The sequence below is a fragment of the Kitasatospora sp. NPDC057904 genome (assembly GCF_042887925.1).
Taxonomy (GTDB): Bacteria; Actinomycetota; Actinomycetes; order Streptomycetales; family Streptomycetaceae; genus Kitasatospora.
Genome location: NZ_JBHVOL010000022.1, coordinates 22,279 through 39,970, shown reverse-complemented (window position 1 = coordinate 39,970; position 17,692 = coordinate 22,279). Strand labels below are relative to the sequence as shown.

Here is a 17,692-nt window from a genome sequence, read left to right as displayed (position 1 = left end):
AGGATGGTCGCACGCTCCGCCGCCGGGCGGAGGCGGCCCTCACTTCCCCGACCGCAGCGGGTCCAGGGCCGCCGGGGGGAGTGCGCCGGCGGCGGCGGAGCCGGCCAGGAGGTCGGCCAGGGCGTGGGGCGGGGCCGGTTCGGCGGTGGGGGTGGCGGCGGTGATGCGGTCGAGGCGGAAGCCGCGGCCGGCGTGGCGGGTGCGGCACCAGGCGATGAGGTACCAGTTGCCGCCGGCGGTGAGCAGTCCGGCGGGTTCCACCTCGCGTTCGGTGGTCCTGCCCGCCGCGTCGGCGTAGGACAGGCGCAGCACGGTGGCGTCCGTGAGGGCCCGTTCGACGGCGGTGCGGACCGGTTGTCCGGTGTGGGCGGCGGGCAGGGCCACGATGCGGGCGGCGAGGTCGCGGGCGGCGGTCGCGGCGGGGCCGGTGATGGTGGCGGCGATCTTCTGGGAGGCGGTGCGGGCGGCGCCGGCGTAGGGGGCGCCGGGGTCGGCGGCGGCGAGGGCGGCGACCAGGGCGGAGGCCTCGTCGGTGGTGAAGCGGATCGGGGGCAGGGTCATGGCCCGGTCGATCGACCAGCCGCCGCCGCGTCCGGTGGTGGCGCGCACGGGGAGGCCGGCGTCCATGAGGGCCTGGAGGTCGCGTTGCACGGTGCGGGTGCTGATCTCGAACCGGGCGGCGAGCGCCGCGACCGTCAGGGGTCGCGGCGCTGCGGCGCGCAGATCTTCCACGAGTGCGTACAGGCGCGGGGTGCGGTTCACGGCGCCGACGCTACCGTCGGGGCCGTCACGCACCGGCCAGGAAGTCGCGCTCGCGCTGCTGTTCGCGTTCGGTGATGGTGAGGGGGAAGAGGGTGAAGCCGTGCATCGCGCCGGCCACGACGCCGAGGTGGACGTCCGCGCCGGTGGCCTGCCAGCGGGTGGCGAGGAAGAGCGAGTCGTCGAGGAGGGGGTCCTCGGTGCCGACGACGATGCGGGCGGGCGGCAGGCCGGTGAGGTCGGCGAAGAGCGGGGAGATGCCCGGGTCGCGGCGCCGTTCGGCGTCCAGGCCGGGGGTGAAGAGCTCGTAACTTCCGTGGAGGGATTCGGTGTTGCTGAGCAGTTGCCGGGAGCCGAAGAGGCGCTGGCTGGAGGTCATCGACAGGTCGTAGGGGCCGTAGACGAGGTTGGCGGCGCGGAACGCGCCGGTGACGCCGTGGCGGTCGCGCAGGCGCAGCAGGGTCAGGACACTGAGGTGGGCGCCGGCGGATTCGCCGCCGATCATCAGGCGCCGGGTGCCGAACTCGGTCTCGGCGTGGTCGACGAGCCAGCGGGCGGCGGTTTCGCAGTCGTCGGGTCCGGCGGGGAAGGGGTGTTCGGGGGCGAGGCGGTAGTCGACGCTGAGGACGGCGAGGCGGGTGTGCCGGGCGAGGTTCCACAGCCGTTCGTCCTGACCGTCGGCGGAGCCGAACGCCCAGGCGCCGCCGTGGATGTGGAGGTAGACGCCGTCGACGTGCTCGGGGACGAACGCCCGCACGCCGACCCCGCCGGGGAGGATCCGCTCCTGCGCCTGCGGCAGTCGCACGGGCGGGGTGTCGCCGCCGAGGCGGTTGGCGCGCAGGCGGGCGAGGGTGGCGGCGTCGGGGGTGGTGGAGCGGGAGGGGCGGGTCGCGGCGGCGACCTCGAACTGGGCGTTGAAGGCGAGGGTCTCGGCGAGGCAGTCCTCGTCGGTGAGAGCGGTGAGAGCGGGGGTGGTGGCAGTCGTCGTGGTCATCGCGGTGATCGTCATGCGTCGATGGTCGCGACCGTCCGCGACAACAGCATGTCACCCTTTCCGGGTGGCCTGCGTCACATTTCCGCCGTGCCGTCAAGGCAGGCGGATCCAGGTGTCCCTGTCGGCCTCGCACAAAGGGGTCCGGGGCTGGTCAGGCGATGGGTGGGGTCACCTGGCAGATCGCCACGAGTTCCAGACGGGGAACCACGTAGTAGGTCATGAAGCCGCCGGCAACGTCCAGGTGGCGCATGGGCTCACCGCTGCCCTCGTAGCCGGCACCGTCCAGGTAGAGCGCCTCGGCTGCGCGGACGAGTTCGGCAGCCCGGTGCTCCAGGGCAGCGACGAAGTCCGCGGGCGCACCGCCGATCACCCGCTCCTCGCTGGGGAGATACTCCCAGCTCCAGGTCATCCGGTCACCGCCGCGTAGGCGGTCCGGTAGATCTCGGCGACCTCGATGGCGTGCCTACGGCACTCGGCGACGGTTCCTGCGTGGTTGGCGAGGTAGTTCGCCCGGTGGTAGGCCTGCGAGGCCCCCGGGAACCGCTCGATCTCGACGACGGCGGCCCAGTGGTCCACGAAATTGCGAAGCGGCTGGACGCTGCCGGAGTCGATGGCCTCGGCCATCGCCCGGCTCTGCCCCTCGACCATCTCCTGCAGCCGGTCCGCGGCAACCACCGCCAGAGCGGCCTTGAGCGCGGCCGGGGTCTTCTCCGGGCGCGGGATTACTTCACCCCCGTTGGGTGCGGGCTGACTCATGGCTGGCTCCTCTCCCTCGGGTGTGAGGCTACTCGACGGACGCACCCATCGGCTGCGGCCCGAGGTGCTCCGGGGACGGCGCCGTCCTGCCGGCGGGAGGGGGGTGCGGCCGGTGCCGCGGGGCCGGGCGGGGGTGGCTACCCCCAGGGCTGCGGGCGGCCGTGTCCGTCGGCGGCGGCGGCCGGTTTGGCGGGGGTCTGGGCCGGGCGGCCGGCGGAGGGCCCGTACGTGGGGGCGGAGGACGTGGTGCGGATCGCCTGCGGGGCGGCGGGGGTGGCGGGGACGGCGGGGGTCATGGGGGTGCCGTGCAGGCGGGGCGTGCGCAGGGTCGTGGTGGGCTGCTCCAGGCGCAGCACGAAGTTGGCGTAGTCCAGGGGCTTGCCGGGGAAGTGGCGGTCGCTGCTGGTGAGCAGCCGGCCGCGCAGGCCGGCGTGGTCGGTGAGCGGGCCGGGGGTGGTGCGCGCGTTGGGTTCCCAGGTGCGGCCCCAGGCCAGGTGTTCCAGGGCGAGCGTCCAGGTGTCCTCGTCGACTTCCAGGGTGGCGCCGGGGCGGCCGGGGATGACGCGGGTGCCGTGGGGGCCGCGGACGACGGCGCGCTGTTCGAAGTCGGCGTCGCGGGTGAGGACGGTGATGCGCCACGCGCCGTGGAAGGTGAGCATGACGGCAGCCCCCTGGCCTCTCGCGCGCCGCGGGCCGGCGCGCTCCTGCCTGCGTCAACGGGCGCGGGCGGGCGCCGCGTTCAGCGGCGGCAGGTTCACCGGTGGCACGTTCAGCGGCGTCGCGTTCAGTGGCGGCCCAGCGGGGGCCGGCCGTGGGCGGAGAGGACGAGGGCGGCGTAGTGGGGGGCGTCGAGGCGTACGCCGTGGCGGTCGAGGAGGGTGAACAGGTCGGCGAGTTCGGGCGGTTCGGTGCCGCGCGGGCGGCGGTCGCAGGTGGTGGGGAGGGTGCCGAGGGCCGGTCCGCAGCCTGTGCGGCGGGTGGTGGCCAGGCGCAGGCGCAGCGCGAGGCGGGGGGCGGCGCTCTCGGAGTCCTCGCCGAAGTCCATTTCGAGGCCGGTGACGTCCTGCCAGCGGTAGCGGCGGCTCAGCAGGATGCGGGTGAGGGTGAGTCCCTGCTCGTCGGCGCGCAGCCGGAAGGTGCGGGGGGCGGCCAGCGCGACGGCGAGGGCGGCGGCGGTGACGAGCAGCAGGGACGGGGGTACGCCGAGGCGGTCGACGGTGCCGCTCTCGGCGAGGACGATGGCCAGCAGCAGGCCGGTGAGGGTGCCGAGGGCCCAGCCCGCTCCGCGCCACAGGAAGCCGAGGCGGACGGTCGCCGTACCGTTCGGGCCGATCGGGCCGTCGGTGGCGTCGGTGGCGGCCGCGTGCGGGCGGCCGGTGCGCGGGCCGGTGCCCGCGGGGTCGTCGGCGGTGTTGTCGGCGGTGTTGTGCGCGGCGTTGTTCACGAACCTCCCGGGGCCGGCGGTCAGTCGGCCAGGATGGCACCCGCCGCTCCACCGGTCAACTGGCATGGAAGAGTTGGCGCACCGCATCCACCCGGGCTCATCCCCTTGAGCTATGGTGATCGCGCAGGGTCTCCTCCGTTCACCCAGGCTGCGGCGCGGAGGTCACGGGCGGGAGAGGGGTTGCCATGGCGGAATCGCCCCGCGAGGACGGGCCGGTCGAGACGTCGGGGCTCGCGGCCAGGATCGAGGCGCTGTTCCAGACGGTCCGCCGGCCGGACCGCGAGCAGTACACCAACGAGGAGGTCGCCCGGGCCTGCCGCGAGGCGACCGGGGAGTCCTTCTCCACCACCTACCTGTGGCAGCTGCGCACCGGGCGCCGGGACAACCCGACCAAGCGTCACCTGGAGGCGCTCGCCCACTTCTTCCAGGTCCCGCCCGCATACTTCTTCGACGAGCGCCAGGGCGCCGAGATCGCCAAGGAGCTCGCCCTGCTCGGCGCGCTGCGCGACGCGGGCGTGCGCAGCCTCGCGCTGCGGGCGGTCAACCTCTCGCCGGAGGGGCTGGACACGGTCAGCGAGCTGATCGACGTCATCGCCCGCCGGGACTCCGCCCGCCGCCCGGCCTCGTCGTGACGCGTCCCTGAAGGTCTCGCCGCGGCGGGCCCCGGGCAGCGGGCGTCGGGAGTCGGGCGTCTTCGGGACGAGTCCGTGACGAAGTCCGCGGAACCCCGGGAGACGTCCGGGCGACTCGACTCATGCGGGGACGAGTCACGGCGACGGACCGGGGCCGCACCCGGGGGCGCGGGGCGCGGCCGCCGACGGCGGGCCGCGGGCAACGACCGGCCGGGGGCCGGAGGGCGAGGAGGACACACCGTGCGGGGTGCGTGGGGTTACCGGTCGGTACTGCGGCGGTGCCGGCGGATGGCGCAGGAGCTGGACCTGTCGGCGCCGTTCGACCCCGCCGTGCTCCTGGACCGGCTCGCCGGCCGGCGCGGGCGGCCCATCGAGCTGGTGCCGGTCGCCGCGCGCCCGAACCTGCCGTGCGGGCTGCTGGTGTCCACGGCGGAGGCGGACTACATCCTGTACGCGGCGGACACCAGCCCTCTGCACCGCCGGCACATCCTGGTGCACGAGATCGCGCACCTGCTGTTCGACCACGCCGGTTCGGCGCCGATCACGCCGGTGTCCTCGCAGGCGCTGCTGCCGCACCTGTCCCCCGCGCTGGTCCAGCGGGTGCTGGGGCGCACCGGGTACGACGAGCCGCAGGAGCGCGAGGCGGAGCTGCTGGCGTCGCTGATCCTCAGCCGGGCGGCGAAGGCCGACGCGGCGGCGGCCCGCCCGGGCTCGACGCCGGGGCTGGACACGCTGCTGTCGGCGCCGCCGCCCTCCGGCGCCGGCCCCGGCTTACGCGCTGGCTTCCGTACTGGCTTCGACGCCGGTTCCGAGGGCGGTTCCGGGGGCGGGGGCAGGGACGGGGGCACGGGCGGGGGCAGGGACGGGGGCGGGCGGCCGTGAGCGAGCTCGCGCTCTACCCCGTCGCCGCGTTCTTCGCCCTCAACGCCTACCACCTGGCGCGCAGCACCCGCGCCGCCCGCAACGCGCGCAGCCCGCGCGACGGCGCCCGCGGCGGGTGGACCGGGCTGGGCGCCTCCACCCGCTACACCTGCTACTGCACCGCCTTCCTCGGCGCGGCCCTGCTGCTGCTCGCGCCGCCCACCGTCACCGGCGCGGCGCGGCTGCTGAGCCTGGCGGGCCTGCTCGCCTCCCCCGCGCTGCTGCCCGTCCTGCTCGGCGACGCCCTGCACCTGTGCGCGACCGGCGCGATCGCCCTGCTCACCGTCGCGCTGGCCTCCGGCGAGCCCGCCCGGACCGCCGTGCGGCGCCAACTCGGCGTCCTGGGAACGGTCCTGGCGCTGTGCGCGGTGCTCATCACAGCCGCAGGCCCGGACGTGACCACCGGCGACCTCACCGTCGCCCCCGCCGGACGGCCCTACCTGGCCGCGTACAACGGGCTGCGCACCCTGTACATCGCGTACTGCCTCACCGCGCTGCTGCGCCAGGTCGCCCGCCGGGCGCGCGCCACCGCCCGCGGGCACCGGCGCACCGGGCTGCGCCTGCTCACCCTCGGGCTGGCCGTGGGCCTGGCCTGGGACGCCTGGGGCATCGACGACGTCGTGGACGCGGCCACCAGCGGCGCCCAGAGCGCGGGCGAGGACAGCGCCTCCGCCGTCCTCGGGCTGCTGTGCGCGGCGCTGCTGGCCGCGGGCCTGTCGACCACGCTGTGGCCGGCCGTGCTGACGCCCGTCCGCGGGTGGCTGCGGGCCCACCGGCGCTACCGGGCGCTGACCCCGCTGTGGACCGAACTGCACACCGTGCTGCCGCAGATCGCGCTCGTGCCCGCCCACCGGCTGCTGCCCCGGCGGCTGCTGCCGCCGCGCGACCCCCAGTTCGCCCTGTACCGGCGGATCATCGAGATCCACGACGCGCGCCTGATCCTGCGCCACCACCTCGACCCGCGCACCCCGCAGTGGCTCACCGCCGCCGCCCGCCGCTTCCCGCCGCCCGCCGCCCTCGTCGCGGCGACCGCGGAGGCGGCCGCGCTGGCCGCCGCCCTGGAACGGGCGGCCGCCGGCGCCCTGCCCACCCCGGTCGCCCCGCAGGCCGTCCCGCCCGCCGAACCGCCGTGCGCCGCCCTGGAGTCGGAGGCCGACCGCCTCGTCGACCTCGCCCGCGTCTACACCACCTCCCCGGCCGTCGCGGCCGTGCGCACGTACGCCCGCACGGCGCGGCCGAACGCCCCGCTGCCGTAGCCGTCGCGCCGATCACGGCGGCGGCCGGGGGGTGTGGCACCTGTTTCGCCGTCGCCACCGGAACGGACCGCCACTGACCGCCACGGACCGGACCAACGCGCCGTGCCTGCGGCGGAGTTGTCGGGCACCCGCCCCTCACCCCGGCCTCCGCGCCGACGCCAGCGAACGCAACCGGACATGGACGGCAGCCAGTTCGGTACCCCCGACCCCGACCCCACCCACCTCACCCCGGCCTCCGCGCCGACGCCAGCGAACGCAACCGGACGTGCACGGCGGCCGGTTCGGTGCCCGTGAGGGCGGCGATCCGGTCGGCGGGCAGGTCGAGGGCGAGGTGGAGCAGCAGGACGTCCTGCTGGGGTGCGGTGAGGTGGGCGACGGGGCCGAGCGTGCGGGGGCCGGCCAGGGTGCAGACGCGGTCGCGGACCGCCTGCCAGGCGCAGGCGGCCGGGCTCGCGGTGGCGAGGGCCTCCAGCCAGCGCCCGGCGAGGTCCTCGAAGGCGCCCTGGACGGCGAGTTGGGCCTCGGCCGGGGAGAGCAGCAGGGCGGCGTAGGCGAGGTAGTGCCGGCGGTGGAGGTCGTGCAGCGCCCACAGGCCCAGGGCGGGCGCGGGGGCGGTGACGGCGGCGGGAGTGCGTCGTATTGGCATGAGTGTTCCCGTGGTGGCGCGGGCGGGTCGGGCCCGCGGCCGGGGGTTTCCTGGTGGGTGTCCCGGCCGCGGGCCCCGGTCACACGAGCACCGGCGGGCTGTCCCCGGTGTCCTCGGCCCGGTCCGCGGCGTGGCTGTTGCGCAGCGTGACCCACAGCTTGAGCAGGTTCTCGGTGGAGATGCCGCCGCTGGAGTTGCGCATGGCGCGGGTGAACTCCCGCTGGTAGGTGCGGGGGTTGACGGAGACCGGGGTGCGGGCGATGGCCGCCCGGTCCCAGGCCGTCGCCCACAGTTCCCGGCGGGTCTCGCGGACCCCGCAGACCTCCATGTAGGTGCGGAACACCGACTTGTGCAGCGGCGCCTCGCCCTTGAGGACCAGGGCCAGGGTGCTGGAGGGCAGGCGCGCGCCCCTGGCCCGGGCCCGGCGGTCCAGTTCCTCCAGGGGCGGCCAGTCGGCCTTGCGCCGCATCTCGTGCATCGCGCGGCGCAGGTCGGCGAAGGAGTCGACCTGTTCGGGGTGCAGGGGTCTGGGCGCCCTGCGGCGCTGGGGGCCCGACGGGCGCGGCACGTGCGCCCAGTAGTTGGCCTGCGCCCATTTGCGGCGGGCGGCCTTGGGGTCCCCGCCGCATTCGCGGGTGAAGGCCTCGACGACCGTCCAGTTGGGCACGGTCCGCCCGCCGGCGGCCCGTTGCAGGGTGGTGGGATGGTAGTTGGTGCGGGCGGCGAGCTGTCGGTACGTCAGCCCGGCCCGTTCGCGCTGCTCGCGCAGCCACGCGGCCAGCCGGCCCAGTGCCGGGTCACTCGCCGCGACCGGTTTCTCTCTGCGTCCCATCGCGGGGGTCTCTCGCAGACGTTTCTCGCGGGCGTTTCTCTAGGCCCGCTCCCGCCGGAGCCTGAGTCCCAGCAGCAGCCCGCCGGTGGCCAGTTCGAGCGCGGCCTGGGCCGACAGGCCGGCCTCCACCAGGACGGCCGCCGCGGCGACGACCACGGTCACGACCACCACGATCACGACCGTCTCGACGGGTCCGGGCCCCCACGGCCACCGGGGCCGCCAGGGGCGCCGTACGGACTGCCGTACGGGCTGCCGCACGGACCGCCGCACGGTCTGCCGCGGGCGCGGCGGGGTGGCGGCGTCGGCGACGCATCGGGCCGGGGTGCGCTTCTTCCGTTTCCTCGTCATCGACGAGACCTCCTATAGCACTGTCACTCCAACAGCCGGACGTCTTCCCGTGGTTGGCGTCACCGGAAGGGCCCGTGCGAGGTAACACTCTGTCAGGCGTATGGGTGATTCCCAATCGGTTCGGTGAACGTCGCGCAGATTGATGCGACCGCGTCCCGCCCCCTGCCCGCAGTCCCGGACGATCTCGGTCACGAACGCGCAGGCCGAAGTGTCGAAACCGATAATTGATGCGCTTTCGTGCAACATCCCCTTGTAGGCCACCCTGGCCGGATGTGACGATTTGCAGCGGCGTCGTCCGGACCCGCGGGTCCGGAGCCCGGGGGCGCTGTTCACTCCAACACATTTCGGGAACACCGGCAGCGGGCCGTGTTGGCGCATGGGCCCGCCCGAGCAGCAGAGACCGCCCGGCCCCGACAGGGGCGAGCGGTCTCTGTGCGTTGTCCGTGGTCCGTTGTCCGTGGTCCGGCAGGCGGCCGGGGGAAGCCCGGGTGGGGGGTCAGCGCGGGCGGTACCTCCGGTACCGGACGTACAGCACGATGCACGTGATCGCGCCGACCGCGCACACCGGCAGGCTCAGCCCGACCGCCATGATCACGCCGTCACTGACGCCCTGCACGGTCTCCTCGCTGACCATCCCGTTCGCGTCGGTGACCCGGCGGGTGGTGTCCGCGTGGCTCGCGAGGTAGGTGACCATCGCGACGCCCACCGCCAGGAACGCCAGCGCCCCGCCCAGGAACCAGCCGCCCGCCTTCTCCTGCCACTCGTCCCCGGCCAGCCGCCGCGCGTCCGGGCTGTGCTGCAGCACGGCGCGGCCCAGGCCGGAGGCCCCGGCGGCGTGCCCGTCGATGTGCAGGCGGGCGCCGCCGTCGAGGGCGAGGCGGCAGCGGTAGTCGTTGCCCAGCCGGCGGGCGAGGCCGTGGATCCTCGGGGTGCCGGGGATCGTGATCGACACGACCTGGTCCCACTCCCAGCCCACCGCGCCGCGCCGCGAGCCGTGGACGAGGCCGCGCTCGCGGACCTCGAAGTACTCCCCCGCCCCGCCCCGCAGCGCGCGCCAGGCCTGCGTCACGGCGACGTACAGCGCACCCAGGGACAGGCCGATCACCAGGCCGATCACCCGGCCGCCGCGCGAGCGGCCGTCGTCCACGGTGAGCAGCAGCGCCCACAGCCCGAGCCAGCCGGTGGGCACGGCCACCACCAGCGCCCACACGGCGTTGTGCCACCGCGCCCGGGTGTCCACCCGGTGCCGGCTGAGCACCTCGCCGAACAGGTCCGTCATCTCCGCCTCGCCGATCATCCGCACAGTGAAGCACCGCCGCCGCACCCGCTCAAGAGCGGGAGCCCGCTCCCGATCGGTGCCGGTACGGACGAACGCCGCGCCGCAGCAGGGACGTTGGGGATCGGGGATTCGTGGCCATGGGCGAACCCGAGTGCGCCGCGCCCGCCCGTCAACTCGCCGACCGGATACGGGAGGTGCTCGGTGACGGTCCGTTCGCCGCACCCGGCGGCTGGTCCCACATGGGGGCGGTGATCTGCGACGCGGCCTTCCAGGCGCGGCGGCGCTACGAGGCGGTGGTCCGGCCGAGGATCGTACGGCTGCAGGAGAGGTGGCCGGACGCCGCCACCGTGACCGGGTTCCGGGCCCGGCTGGAGCGCGAGGACCTCGCCGCGGCGATGGACTTCGCCAGCCCCGCCCGCGTCGCCACCGCCCACGCCCTCGCCCACCTGCTGGCCGCCCACGGCGTCGACACCCGCGAGGACCTGCACGCCTGGCTCGGCGAGCCCGCCCACCGGGCCGCCCTGCGCACCGTGCGCGGCGTCGGCCCCAAGACCGCGGACTACCTCGGGGGCCTCGTCGGCCGCCCCGGGGTCGCCGTGGACGTCCACCTGCGCACCTTCGCCACCGGCGCCGGCCTCACCGACCTGCGCTACGGGCCGCTGCGCGCCGCCTACGAGGAGGCCGCCGCCCTGCTCGGGCACGACCCGGGCGCCCTGGAGCACGCGGTGTGGCGCTTCGGGGCGGCCCGAGCGGGCGCCGGGGGCCGATCGGGCGACGGGCGACGGGCGACGGGCGACGGGCGACGGGCGAGGCTTACCGCCCCGGGAGCGCGCGAAGTCCCGCCGCGGCCTCCTCGGCCGCGGCGGGACGGTGGTCGCCGGTTCTCAGCACTGCGGCCGACGGCCGTGGTTGGCTCCGCGCCTGGCCCGTGCCTTCTTCTTGCGCCGCCTCTTCGATGACATGACACCGCTCCTCTCTCCAGGACCGCCCCCTGCGTCCCACCGTTCCACACCGGCCCGGAACGGGCCTGTCGAGCGCCCGGGGAGGGCGACGGAGGCGGCGGACACCGGACGGCGGCGGGCACCGGAAGGCGGCGGGCCGGGTGTCCGCGTCGCCGCCCGGCTGCGGCTTCGTCCGCGCGGTTCACCCGGACAAGCCCGGGACCCGCCCCGCCTCCCGCCCACCCGTTCGCGAAAACGGGCGGGCGGGGAGGCGGGGGCGGCTCACCACTGGCCGGGCTGGTAGTCGCCCGCCGGGACGCGGCAGATCACGTTCAACCGGTTGTAGGCGTTGATCAGGGCGATCGTCGACACCAGCGAGGCGAGCTGCTCCTCGTCGTAGTGCTTGACGGCGTTCTCCCACACCGCGTCGCCGACCCCGCCGGCGGCGTCGGCGATGCGGGTGGCCTCCTCGGTCAGCTCCAGGGCGGCGCGCTCGGCGTCGGTGAACACCGTCGCCTCGCGCCAGGCGGCCACCAGGTTGAGGCGCTCGGGCTGGTCGCCGGCGTGCACGGCGTCCTTGTAGTGCATGTCGGTGCACATGCCGCAGCCGTTGATCTGGCTGGCCCGCAGCAGCACCAGCTGGGTGGTGGCGTAGGGCACGCCCGCGTCCTTGAGGGCCGCGCCGGCCGAGTTCAAGTGCTTGACGAACTTCGCGCCGGTGGCGGTGGCGTAGTAGTTGAAACGGGCTTCCATGACGGGCTCCTCTGGTCGGTGCGCTCGCTGTCCGCGTGCGCCGTTCGCGGTTGCTCTCACTACCTCGACCCCGCCCGCGCCACGGATGTGACATCCCCGACCGGCCGCTTCGATGTGACCTGCGTCACGTCGATGTCAGGGGCGTGCCGCCGCCTCGCGCAGGTGGACGAGGAAGGCGGCGGTGGCCGGGGGCGGGTGGTGGCCGCGGCGCACGGCGGTGAAGACCTGCCGCACCGGGGTGTCGTCGGGGTGCAGGGCGACGAGGGCGATGTCGGGGCGGGCGGCGCGGGCGGCCAGGGAGGGGATGAGGGCGGGGCCGAGTCCGGCGGCGACGAGGCCGAGCTTGGCGGTCCAGCCGGCGACGGCGTACTCGACGCGCGGGCGCAGGCCCTGGCGCACGAAGGCGGCCAGCAGGGTCGTCTCGATGGTGCGGCGGGCGGCGATCCAGGGCTCGTCGGCGAGTTCGGCCAGGCGCAGGCGCCGGCGCCGGGCGAGGCGGTGGCCGCGGGGCAGGGCGACCAGGACCGGGTCCTCGACGAGCGGCTGGAGGTCGAACTGCTCGTGGTCGTAGGGGTGTTCGGGGTAGAAGGCGACGACGGCGAGGTCGATGTCGGCGTCCGCGAGGCGGGTGAGGAGGGTGGCGGAGAGTCCTTCGGTGAGCGAGACGGCCACCTCGGGGTGGGCGGCGCGGAAGGCGGCGAGGGCGGTGGGCACCAGGGCGGCGTTGGCGCTGTCGAAGGCGCCCAGGCGCAGGCGGCCGGTGCCGAGTTCGGTCAGGGCCGTGAGTTCGCGGCGGGTGGAGTCGAGGCGTTCCAGCAGGGCCTCGGCGTGCGGGAGGAGGGCGCGGCCGTGTTCGGTCAGGCGCACGCCACGGGCGAGGCGGTCGAACAGCGGGGCGCCGAGTTCGGCTTCGAGGGTGGAGATCTGACGGGAGATCGCCGACTGGGTGAAGCCGAGGTGCTCGCCGGCGGCGGTGAAGGAACCGAGGCGGGCGGCGGTGCGGAAGACGTCGAGCCAAGCCATGTCCATGAGGCATGGGTACCATGCGAGACATTCGTTTGTCGCCTGGCTCGGGGCTGCCTAGCGTGGTGGCCATGAACACCGAGCACGCTCCTCTCCGAAAGATCGCCTTCCTCGGCCTGGGCCGCATGGGCCTGCCGATGGCCCGTCGACTGGCCGCCGCCGCACTGCCGTTGACCGTCTGGAACCGCAGCCCCGAACGCGCCGGCGACCTGCCCCGCGCCGCGAGCCCGGCGGAGGCGGTCGAGGGCGCGGACGTCGTCATCACGATGCTCACCGACCCGGCGGCGGTCCAGGAGGTGGCCGGGCACTTCCTCGGGCACCTGGCGCCGGGGGCGCTGTGGATCGACATGTCCTCGGTCGGGCCGCAGGCGGTGGCCGCCCTGCGCGAACGGCTGCCCGCCGGGACGTCCCTGGTGGACGCCCCGGTGCTGGGCAGCGTCGGGCCGGCCGCGAACGGCACGCTGACGATCTACGCGGGCGGCGAGAGCGCCGACCTCGACCGGGCGCAGCCGGTGCTGGAGCACTTCGGGCGCGTGCTGCGCTGCGGCGGGCCGGGTTCGGGCGCGGCGCTGAAGGTCGTGGTGATGGGCGCGGTGGTGGCCGGGGTGACGGCGCTCGGCGAGGCGCTGGCGGTGGCGGACGGGTTCGGGCTGCCGCAGGAGCTGGCGCTGGAGGTGCTGGGGGGCGGGCCGCTCGCGGGGGTGGTGGCCCGCGCCCGCAGCCGGGAGTCGGACTTCCCGGTGCGCCTGGCCGCCAAGGACCTGGCGCTGGCGGGCGGTGGCCGGGTGCTGACGGCGGCGCACGAGGTGCTGCTGTCACACCCGGACATCGCGGACGAGGACCTGTCGCGGGCGGTGGAGGCGATCCGCCGGGGCTGAGGCGCCTCCTGGTCGGGGGGCTATCCGGCGCGGTTCTCCAGCCAGCCCACCGCCGCCGCCCAGCTCGCGTGCCGCGGGTCCACGACCTGGAAGTGGTCGGTGCCCGCGTGCTCCACGTACGTCACCGGGTCCCCCGCCGCCTTCGCGGCCTCGACGTAGGCGCGGCTGTGGGTGACGGGCACGCGCTGGTCCTGGTCGCCGTGGACGATCAGGTGGGGGCGGCCCAGGGGCAGGCGGTGGAGCGGGGAGGCCTCGCGGTAGGGGGCCGGGTCGTCGTCGTAGGGGGTGCCGACGAACAGCGGGGTGGCGTCCTCGCCCAGGCCCTCGGCGGCGCAGCGCGGCAGGTCGGTGATCGGTGCGAGCGCGACCGCGGCGTTGACGAGGCCGGCGGCGGCCGTCAGCAGGGCGAGCTGTCCGCCGGCGGAGTGGCCGACGGCGATCGACGGGAGGTCGGCGAGGGCGGGGCGCACGGCGTGGGCGGCGGCGACCGCGTCGAGGGCGTCGGTGAGGGTGTCCGGCCAGCCTCCGCCGTCGCCGCCGGTGCGGCGGTACTCGATGTTGGCCACGCACCAGCCGCGGCCGGCGAGGTCGGCGGCGAGGTCGTCCATGAGGTGGAGGTCGTGCCGGTCGCGCCACCAGCCGCCGTGCACCGTCACCGCCAGGCCCCGGGCGGGCGGGCCCTGCGGGTCCGCGTCCCACAGCTCGACGAAGTGGCTGGGCGCGCTTCCGTAGCGCACGACCTCACGCTTCTGCATCCGTTTTATCCCTCACCCACATAGACCAACGGCACGTCGGTGGCCAACGGTACCGCTCCGAGCGCGAAGCAGGTGGCGTCACACCACTAGGACGGATGCACGGGGGTTAGTACGATGTGCGGACCGCAAGGCACCAATCCGGTAGATGGGAGGAACTACCCGTGACTGCAAGCATGTTGGAGATCCACGACGCGGGCCTGCTGGAGATCGACGAGGCGGGGATCGTGTTCGAAGACGAGTTCGACGCCGATCTCGCCCCGGCGGCCTGTCTCGCCGACCCGTTCGTGACCTGGGTTCCGACGCGATTCCCGTGCGGCGGCGACTCCTGACCCGAACGGCCCGTTCGACGGGACCGAAGCGGTCCGTCTGACCGGACGGGGGCAGCCCGTCCGACCGGACCGGGGCGGTCCGTTCTGACCGGCGGGTGAGCGCGGTACTCCGGGTACGGGGGCGCTCACCCGCCCGGCATTCCAAGGGGGTTCGGTGCGGGAGCACCCGGCGGGGCACCTCGCGCAGCTCGCCCGCCTGGTCGCGCGGGCACCGGAGGGCGGGGGACGGCGGCGTCTGCACGCGGACGGGCAGTGGCTGTATCTGCACGACCGTGCGATGCCCGCGCTCGCCCACGGCTGGAAGCTGCACGTCTCGGCCCGCGCCGCCCAACTTCCGCTCCTGCTGGACCTGGTGGTGCCGGTGCTGCTGCGCCGCACGTGCGACGCGAAGTTCGCGGCGGGCGCGGACGTGCTGGGCGCGACGAACTCCGGGGTGCACGGGGCGGCGGCCGTCGGCAAGGCCGTCACGGTGTATCCGCGTGAGGGTGAAGTCGTGGCGCTGGGTGAGGAGTTGGCGCAGCTGCTGGCGGGGTGGGACGGTCCGCGGGTGGTGAGCGACCGGCAGGTGCGCGCGGGTTCGCCGGTCTACTACCGCTACGGCCCGTTCCGTGCCCCGCAGGACCAGGACGTCGCGCTGATGAGCGGTCCGGACGGGCGGACGTTCCCGGGGCTCGCGCAGCCCTCGTACGCCCAACCGCCTTGGGCTGTGGACCCGTTCACCGCCGAAGCCGTCACCACCACCGCCGCGCCGCCGAAGGGCACGCGCGTGGGCGAGGGCCGTTACCGGATCACCGCGGGGATCAGCCGCGCGCCCGGCGGTCACGTCTACCGGGGTGTCGAACTGGCGAGCGGGCTGGGGGTGGTGGTCAAGCAGGCGCGGGCGTTCGTCGGGGAGGACACCGAGGGCGTCGACGCGCGCGGGCGGCTGCGGCACGAGCGGCGGGTGCTGGCGGCACTGGCGGGCGTGTCGGGGGTACCGCGGCTGGTCGACTACTTCCGGCACGGCGCGGACGAGTACCTGGTGACGAGCGCCTGCGGGCCGCGCGACCTGCGCCGCGACGTCCTCGCCCACGGGCCTTACACGGAAGGGGATTCGGGCGGGCGCGGCTGGCGGGAGGCGGCCCGGGCGCTGCTGCGGGTGCTGGACGCGGTGCACGCGCGGGGCGTGGTGGTGTGCGATCTGAAGCCCGCGAACGTCGTGCGGGGCGAGGCGGGTTCGTGGTCGCTGGTGGACTTCGGGGTCAGCGCCCTGGACGGTGAGCGCCCGGCCGGCGCGACCCCGGGCTACGGTCTGCCCGTCGCCTCGGCGTGTCCCCGGCCCGCGGATGACTACTACGCGTTGGGCACGACCCTGCACTTCGCGCTGACCGGCCTGGACCCGGTGGCGATCGGCCCGGACCCGGCCGCCTGCCGCGACCGCACCCTGGCCTGCCTGGCCGCAGCCCTGCCCGCCCCGGACCATCCGGCCCTCGCGGTGGTGGCGGGCCTGCTGAGCTTCGACGCCGGGGAGCGCACGGCGGCCGCGGCGGCCCTGCGGGAGGGCCGCCGCCCGGCCGGCCGCAAGGTCGCCCGCCCCGCCGCGGACGGCCTCGGGGAGGTCGTCGCCCACACCGTCGGCACCTGCGTGCGAATGGCCCACGAGCTGCTCGGCTCCCCTCCCGCCGCGCGCCGGCCGCGCACGCTGCTCTCGCTCTACGACGGCGCCGCCGGCCTCGGCCTGGAACTGCTCCAGCACGCCGACGAGCACCCCGATGCCCGCGAGGCCGCCGCCGCCCTCGCCCGCTGGACGGCCGCGCACCCGGCGCTCGGGCTGCTCGGGCCCGGCCTGTACGACGGGCGTGCGGGCGTCGAGCTCTTCCTCGCCCACGCCGCCGCCCGGCTGGGCACCCCGGAGCCCGTCTCCGCCGACGCCGACGCCCGGCTGGGCACCCCGGAGCCCGCCCTCGCCGACGCCTCGGACCCGGGCGCCCTGGTGCCCACCGACCAGATCTCGGGCGCGGCCGGTGTCGGCACCGCGCACCTGCTCATGGCCCGCCTCTGCGACGGCGCCCGTGCGCAGCGCCACCTCGCCGTGGCCGCCGCGTGCGCCCGCCGCCTGACCGACGGTCCGCCGCAGGATCTGAAGGAGGAGCCGAACCCGGGCACCGCCGCCCTCGCCGAGGGTTTCGCCCACGGCCGCGCCGGCCTGGCCCACCTGCTCCTCGCCCTGCCCTCCCCCGATGCGGCGACGCAGGCGGCCGGGCGCGCCATCGTCGAGGACCTGGCCGCCGCACTGCCGCGTCTGGTGGCGGAGGCCGCCCGGCCGGGCGCCACCCGCCGCTGGGGCTCGTGGTGCCGCGGCCTGGCCGGGATCGGCACGGTGCTGCTCCAGGCGGGTCTGCGCCTGGGCGAGGACGCCTACGTGGACCTGGCCGCCGAGGCGGCCGGGGCGTGCCGGGCACTGGCGCCGCGGATGGGCCAGGTGGTGCAGTGCTGCGGCCTGGCCGGGGTCGGCGAGCTGTTCGTCGACCTGGCGTCGGCCACCGGCGAGGAGCGCCACCGGGAGGCCGCCGGGCAGATCGCGGCCCTGGTCCTGTCGCGCGCCGGCGGCCCGCCCCACCGTCCGGTCTTCCCCGGCACGGCCCTGCTGACCGAGTCCCCCGCGTGGGCCACCGGAACGCCGGGCGTGCTCACGTTCCTGCGCCGCCTGCACCGCGGCACCGGCCCCCGCCCGGCCCTGCTGCCCGTCGCCTGACTGTCGCCCGACCGCCGACCGTCAGGCCGAAGGCACGGGGTGGACCTGCTGCCAGCCGTTCACCGAACGGGTGAAGAAGATCGTCACCCGGTAGACCTCGCGCCGCCAGACCGAAGCGCCCGGCCCGTACTCGTGCAGTTCCTCCAGCGCCTCCTCCTCGGAGTCGTAGGAGTAGTTGCGTCCCTTGGCGTCCATGATCTTCCACTCGACACCCGGCATGCTCTCCAGGCCCATCGCCCGCCCCTTTCGATCTTGCTATCCGAACGCGAGGACCCTAGCGCCCACCGGGCCCGGCACCGCAACCGGCTTTCCCTCCCCGGCCGCGCACCCCCACCGGGCCGATTGTGCACTGACGACGATCACCCCTTAGCGTCGTCGCTGCACGCCGTGCCCACCGGGCCCGGCGGACGAT

At 75.7% G+C, this 17,692-nt stretch carries 21 protein-coding genes; 7 read left to right on the top strand and 14 right to left on the bottom strand.

What is annotated here, in order from left to right; genetic code table 11:
- Nucleotides 1–39: 39 nt before the first annotated feature.
- The 6 genes from ACFVSN_RS36515 to ACFVSN_RS36490 all read right to left on the bottom strand — a co-directional run bounded on the left by ACFVSN_RS36515 (nucleotide 40) and on the right by ACFVSN_RS36490 (nucleotide 3,953).
- On the bottom strand, nucleotides 40–762 hold the full coding sequence (locus ACFVSN_RS36515) for a helix-turn-helix transcriptional regulator (RefSeq protein WP_387957688.1): 723 nt from the start codon (nucleotides 760–762) through the stop codon (nucleotides 40–42).
- A 25-nt stretch (nucleotides 763–787) separates the two neighbouring features.
- A complete protein-coding gene (locus ACFVSN_RS36510) occupies nucleotides 788–1,768 on the bottom strand; it encodes an alpha/beta hydrolase (protein WP_387957686.1) in 981 nt (326 codons plus the stop codon).
- Nucleotides 1,769–1,904: 136 nt separating this feature from the next.
- Nucleotides 1,905–2,162 carry a hypothetical protein gene (locus ACFVSN_RS36505; RefSeq protein ID WP_387957684.1) on the bottom strand — a complete coding sequence of 86 codons (258 nt, stop codon included), beginning with the start codon at nucleotides 2,160–2,162 and terminating at the stop codon, nucleotides 1,905–1,907.
- Nucleotides 2,159–2,509, bottom strand: coding sequence for a DUF6247 family protein (locus ACFVSN_RS36500; protein ID WP_380497867.1), 351 nt, complete (start codon nucleotides 2,507–2,509; stop codon nucleotides 2,159–2,161). The genes ACFVSN_RS36505 and ACFVSN_RS36500 overlap by 4 nt, the downstream gene beginning before the upstream one ends.
- A 137-nt stretch (nucleotides 2,510–2,646) precedes the next feature.
- On the bottom strand, nucleotides 2,647–3,168 hold the full coding sequence (locus tag ACFVSN_RS36495) for a hypothetical protein (RefSeq protein WP_387957682.1): 522 nt from the start codon (nucleotides 3,166–3,168) through the stop codon (nucleotides 2,647–2,649).
- A gap of 125 nt (nucleotides 3,169–3,293) precedes the next feature.
- Nucleotides 3,294–3,953, bottom strand: coding sequence for a PH domain-containing protein (locus ACFVSN_RS36490; RefSeq protein WP_387957680.1), 660 nt, complete (start codon nucleotides 3,951–3,953; stop codon nucleotides 3,294–3,296).
- A gap of 185 nt (nucleotides 3,954–4,138) precedes the next feature.
- Here ACFVSN_RS36490 and ACFVSN_RS36485 point away from each other — a divergent pair, with 185 nt between their 5' ends.
- From ACFVSN_RS36485 to ACFVSN_RS36475, 3 genes are all read left to right on the top strand, one after another.
- Nucleotides 4,139–4,585 carry an XRE family transcriptional regulator gene (locus ACFVSN_RS36485; RefSeq protein WP_329924585.1) on the top strand — a complete coding sequence of 149 codons (447 nt, stop codon included), beginning with the start codon at nucleotides 4,139–4,141 and terminating at the stop codon, nucleotides 4,583–4,585.
- A 288-nt stretch (nucleotides 4,586–4,873) separates the two neighbouring features.
- Nucleotides 4,874–5,467 (top strand): ParH-like protein, encoded by a 594-nt coding sequence (locus ACFVSN_RS36480; protein ID WP_387957679.1) that lies wholly within the window; start codon nucleotides 4,874–4,876, stop codon nucleotides 5,465–5,467.
- Nucleotides 5,464–6,762 (top strand): MAB_1171c family putative transporter, encoded by a 1,299-nt coding sequence (locus ACFVSN_RS36475; protein WP_387957677.1) that lies wholly within the window; start codon nucleotides 5,464–5,466, stop codon nucleotides 6,760–6,762. Before ACFVSN_RS36480 ends, ACFVSN_RS36475 begins: the two co-directional genes overlap by 4 nt.
- Nucleotides 6,763–6,985: 223 nt before the next feature.
- Here ACFVSN_RS36475 and ACFVSN_RS36470 read toward each other — a convergent pair whose 3' ends face one another.
- From ACFVSN_RS36470 to ACFVSN_RS36455, 4 genes are all read right to left on the bottom strand, one after another.
- Nucleotides 6,986–7,408 carry a hypothetical protein gene (locus tag ACFVSN_RS36470; RefSeq protein WP_380497862.1) on the bottom strand — a complete coding sequence of 141 codons (423 nt, stop codon included), beginning with the start codon at nucleotides 7,406–7,408 and terminating at the stop codon, nucleotides 6,986–6,988.
- Between the two features lie 79 nt (nucleotides 7,409–7,487).
- Complete coding sequence (locus ACFVSN_RS36465) at nucleotides 7,488–8,240, bottom strand: helix-turn-helix domain-containing protein (RefSeq protein ID WP_380441272.1); 753 nt, start codon at nucleotides 8,238–8,240, stop codon at nucleotides 7,488–7,490.
- Between the two features lie 39 nt (nucleotides 8,241–8,279).
- Nucleotides 8,280–8,588 (bottom strand): hypothetical protein, encoded by a 309-nt coding sequence (locus ACFVSN_RS36460; protein WP_387957675.1) that lies wholly within the window; start codon nucleotides 8,586–8,588, stop codon nucleotides 8,280–8,282.
- Between the two features lie 496 nt (nucleotides 8,589–9,084).
- Nucleotides 9,085–9,885 carry a hypothetical protein gene (locus ACFVSN_RS36455; RefSeq protein ID WP_387957673.1) on the bottom strand — a complete coding sequence of 267 codons (801 nt, stop codon included), beginning with the start codon at nucleotides 9,883–9,885 and terminating at the stop codon, nucleotides 9,085–9,087.
- Nucleotides 9,886–10,004: 119 nt separating this feature from the next.
- Here ACFVSN_RS36455 and ACFVSN_RS36450 point away from each other — a divergent pair, with 119 nt between their 5' ends.
- Entirely contained in the window at nucleotides 10,005–10,826 is an 822-nt protein-coding gene (locus ACFVSN_RS36450; RefSeq protein ID WP_387957670.1) for a hypothetical protein, read from the top strand.
- Nucleotides 10,827–11,090: 264 nt separating this feature from the next.
- On the opposite strand, the gene ACFVSN_RS36445 is transcribed toward ACFVSN_RS36450, so the two are convergent.
- Together ACFVSN_RS36445 and ACFVSN_RS36440 are read right to left on the bottom strand one after the other, a co-directional pair.
- Nucleotides 11,091–11,561: a carboxymuconolactone decarboxylase family protein gene (locus tag ACFVSN_RS36445; RefSeq protein ID WP_387957668.1), complete on the bottom strand. Its 471-nt coding sequence runs from the start codon at nucleotides 11,559–11,561 to the stop codon at nucleotides 11,091–11,093.
- Between the two features lie 135 nt (nucleotides 11,562–11,696).
- The gene (locus ACFVSN_RS36440) at nucleotides 11,697–12,590 is read right to left on the bottom strand and encodes a LysR family transcriptional regulator (protein WP_387957666.1); all 894 of its coding nucleotides are present in this window, start codon (nucleotides 12,588–12,590) and stop codon (nucleotides 11,697–11,699) included.
- A gap of 65 nt (nucleotides 12,591–12,655) precedes the next feature.
- On the opposite strand from ACFVSN_RS36440, the gene ACFVSN_RS36435 reads away from it, so the two are divergent.
- Nucleotides 12,656–13,462 (top strand): NAD(P)-dependent oxidoreductase, encoded by an 807-nt coding sequence (locus ACFVSN_RS36435; protein WP_380441261.1) that lies wholly within the window; start codon nucleotides 12,656–12,658, stop codon nucleotides 13,460–13,462.
- A gap of 20 nt (nucleotides 13,463–13,482) precedes the next feature.
- On the opposite strand, the gene ACFVSN_RS36430 is transcribed toward ACFVSN_RS36435, so the two are convergent.
- The gene (locus tag ACFVSN_RS36430; protein WP_387957663.1) at nucleotides 13,483–14,217 is read right to left on the bottom strand and encodes an alpha/beta hydrolase family protein; all 735 of its coding nucleotides are present in this window, start codon (nucleotides 14,215–14,217) and stop codon (nucleotides 13,483–13,485) included.
- Between the two features lie 161 nt (nucleotides 14,218–14,378).
- Here ACFVSN_RS36430 and ACFVSN_RS36425 point away from each other — a divergent pair, with 161 nt between their 5' ends.
- Nucleotides 14,379–14,546 (top strand): SflA family class IV lanthipeptide, encoded by a 168-nt coding sequence (locus ACFVSN_RS36425; protein ID WP_380441257.1) that lies wholly within the window; start codon nucleotides 14,379–14,381, stop codon nucleotides 14,544–14,546.
- 154 nt (nucleotides 14,547–14,700) lie between these two features.
- Nucleotides 14,701–17,280, top strand: a complete 2,580-nt coding sequence (gene lanL / locus ACFVSN_RS36420) for a class IV lanthionine synthetase LanL (RefSeq protein WP_387957661.1) — start codon at nucleotides 14,701–14,703, stop codon at nucleotides 17,278–17,280.
- A gap of 21 nt (nucleotides 17,281–17,301) precedes the next feature.
- Here the strand turns inward: lanL and ACFVSN_RS36415 are convergent, their stop codons facing one another.
- The gene (locus ACFVSN_RS36415) at nucleotides 17,302–17,514 is read right to left on the bottom strand and encodes a hypothetical protein (protein ID WP_387957659.1); all 213 of its coding nucleotides are present in this window, start codon (nucleotides 17,512–17,514) and stop codon (nucleotides 17,302–17,304) included.
- Nucleotides 17,515–17,692 lie beyond the last annotated feature (178 nt).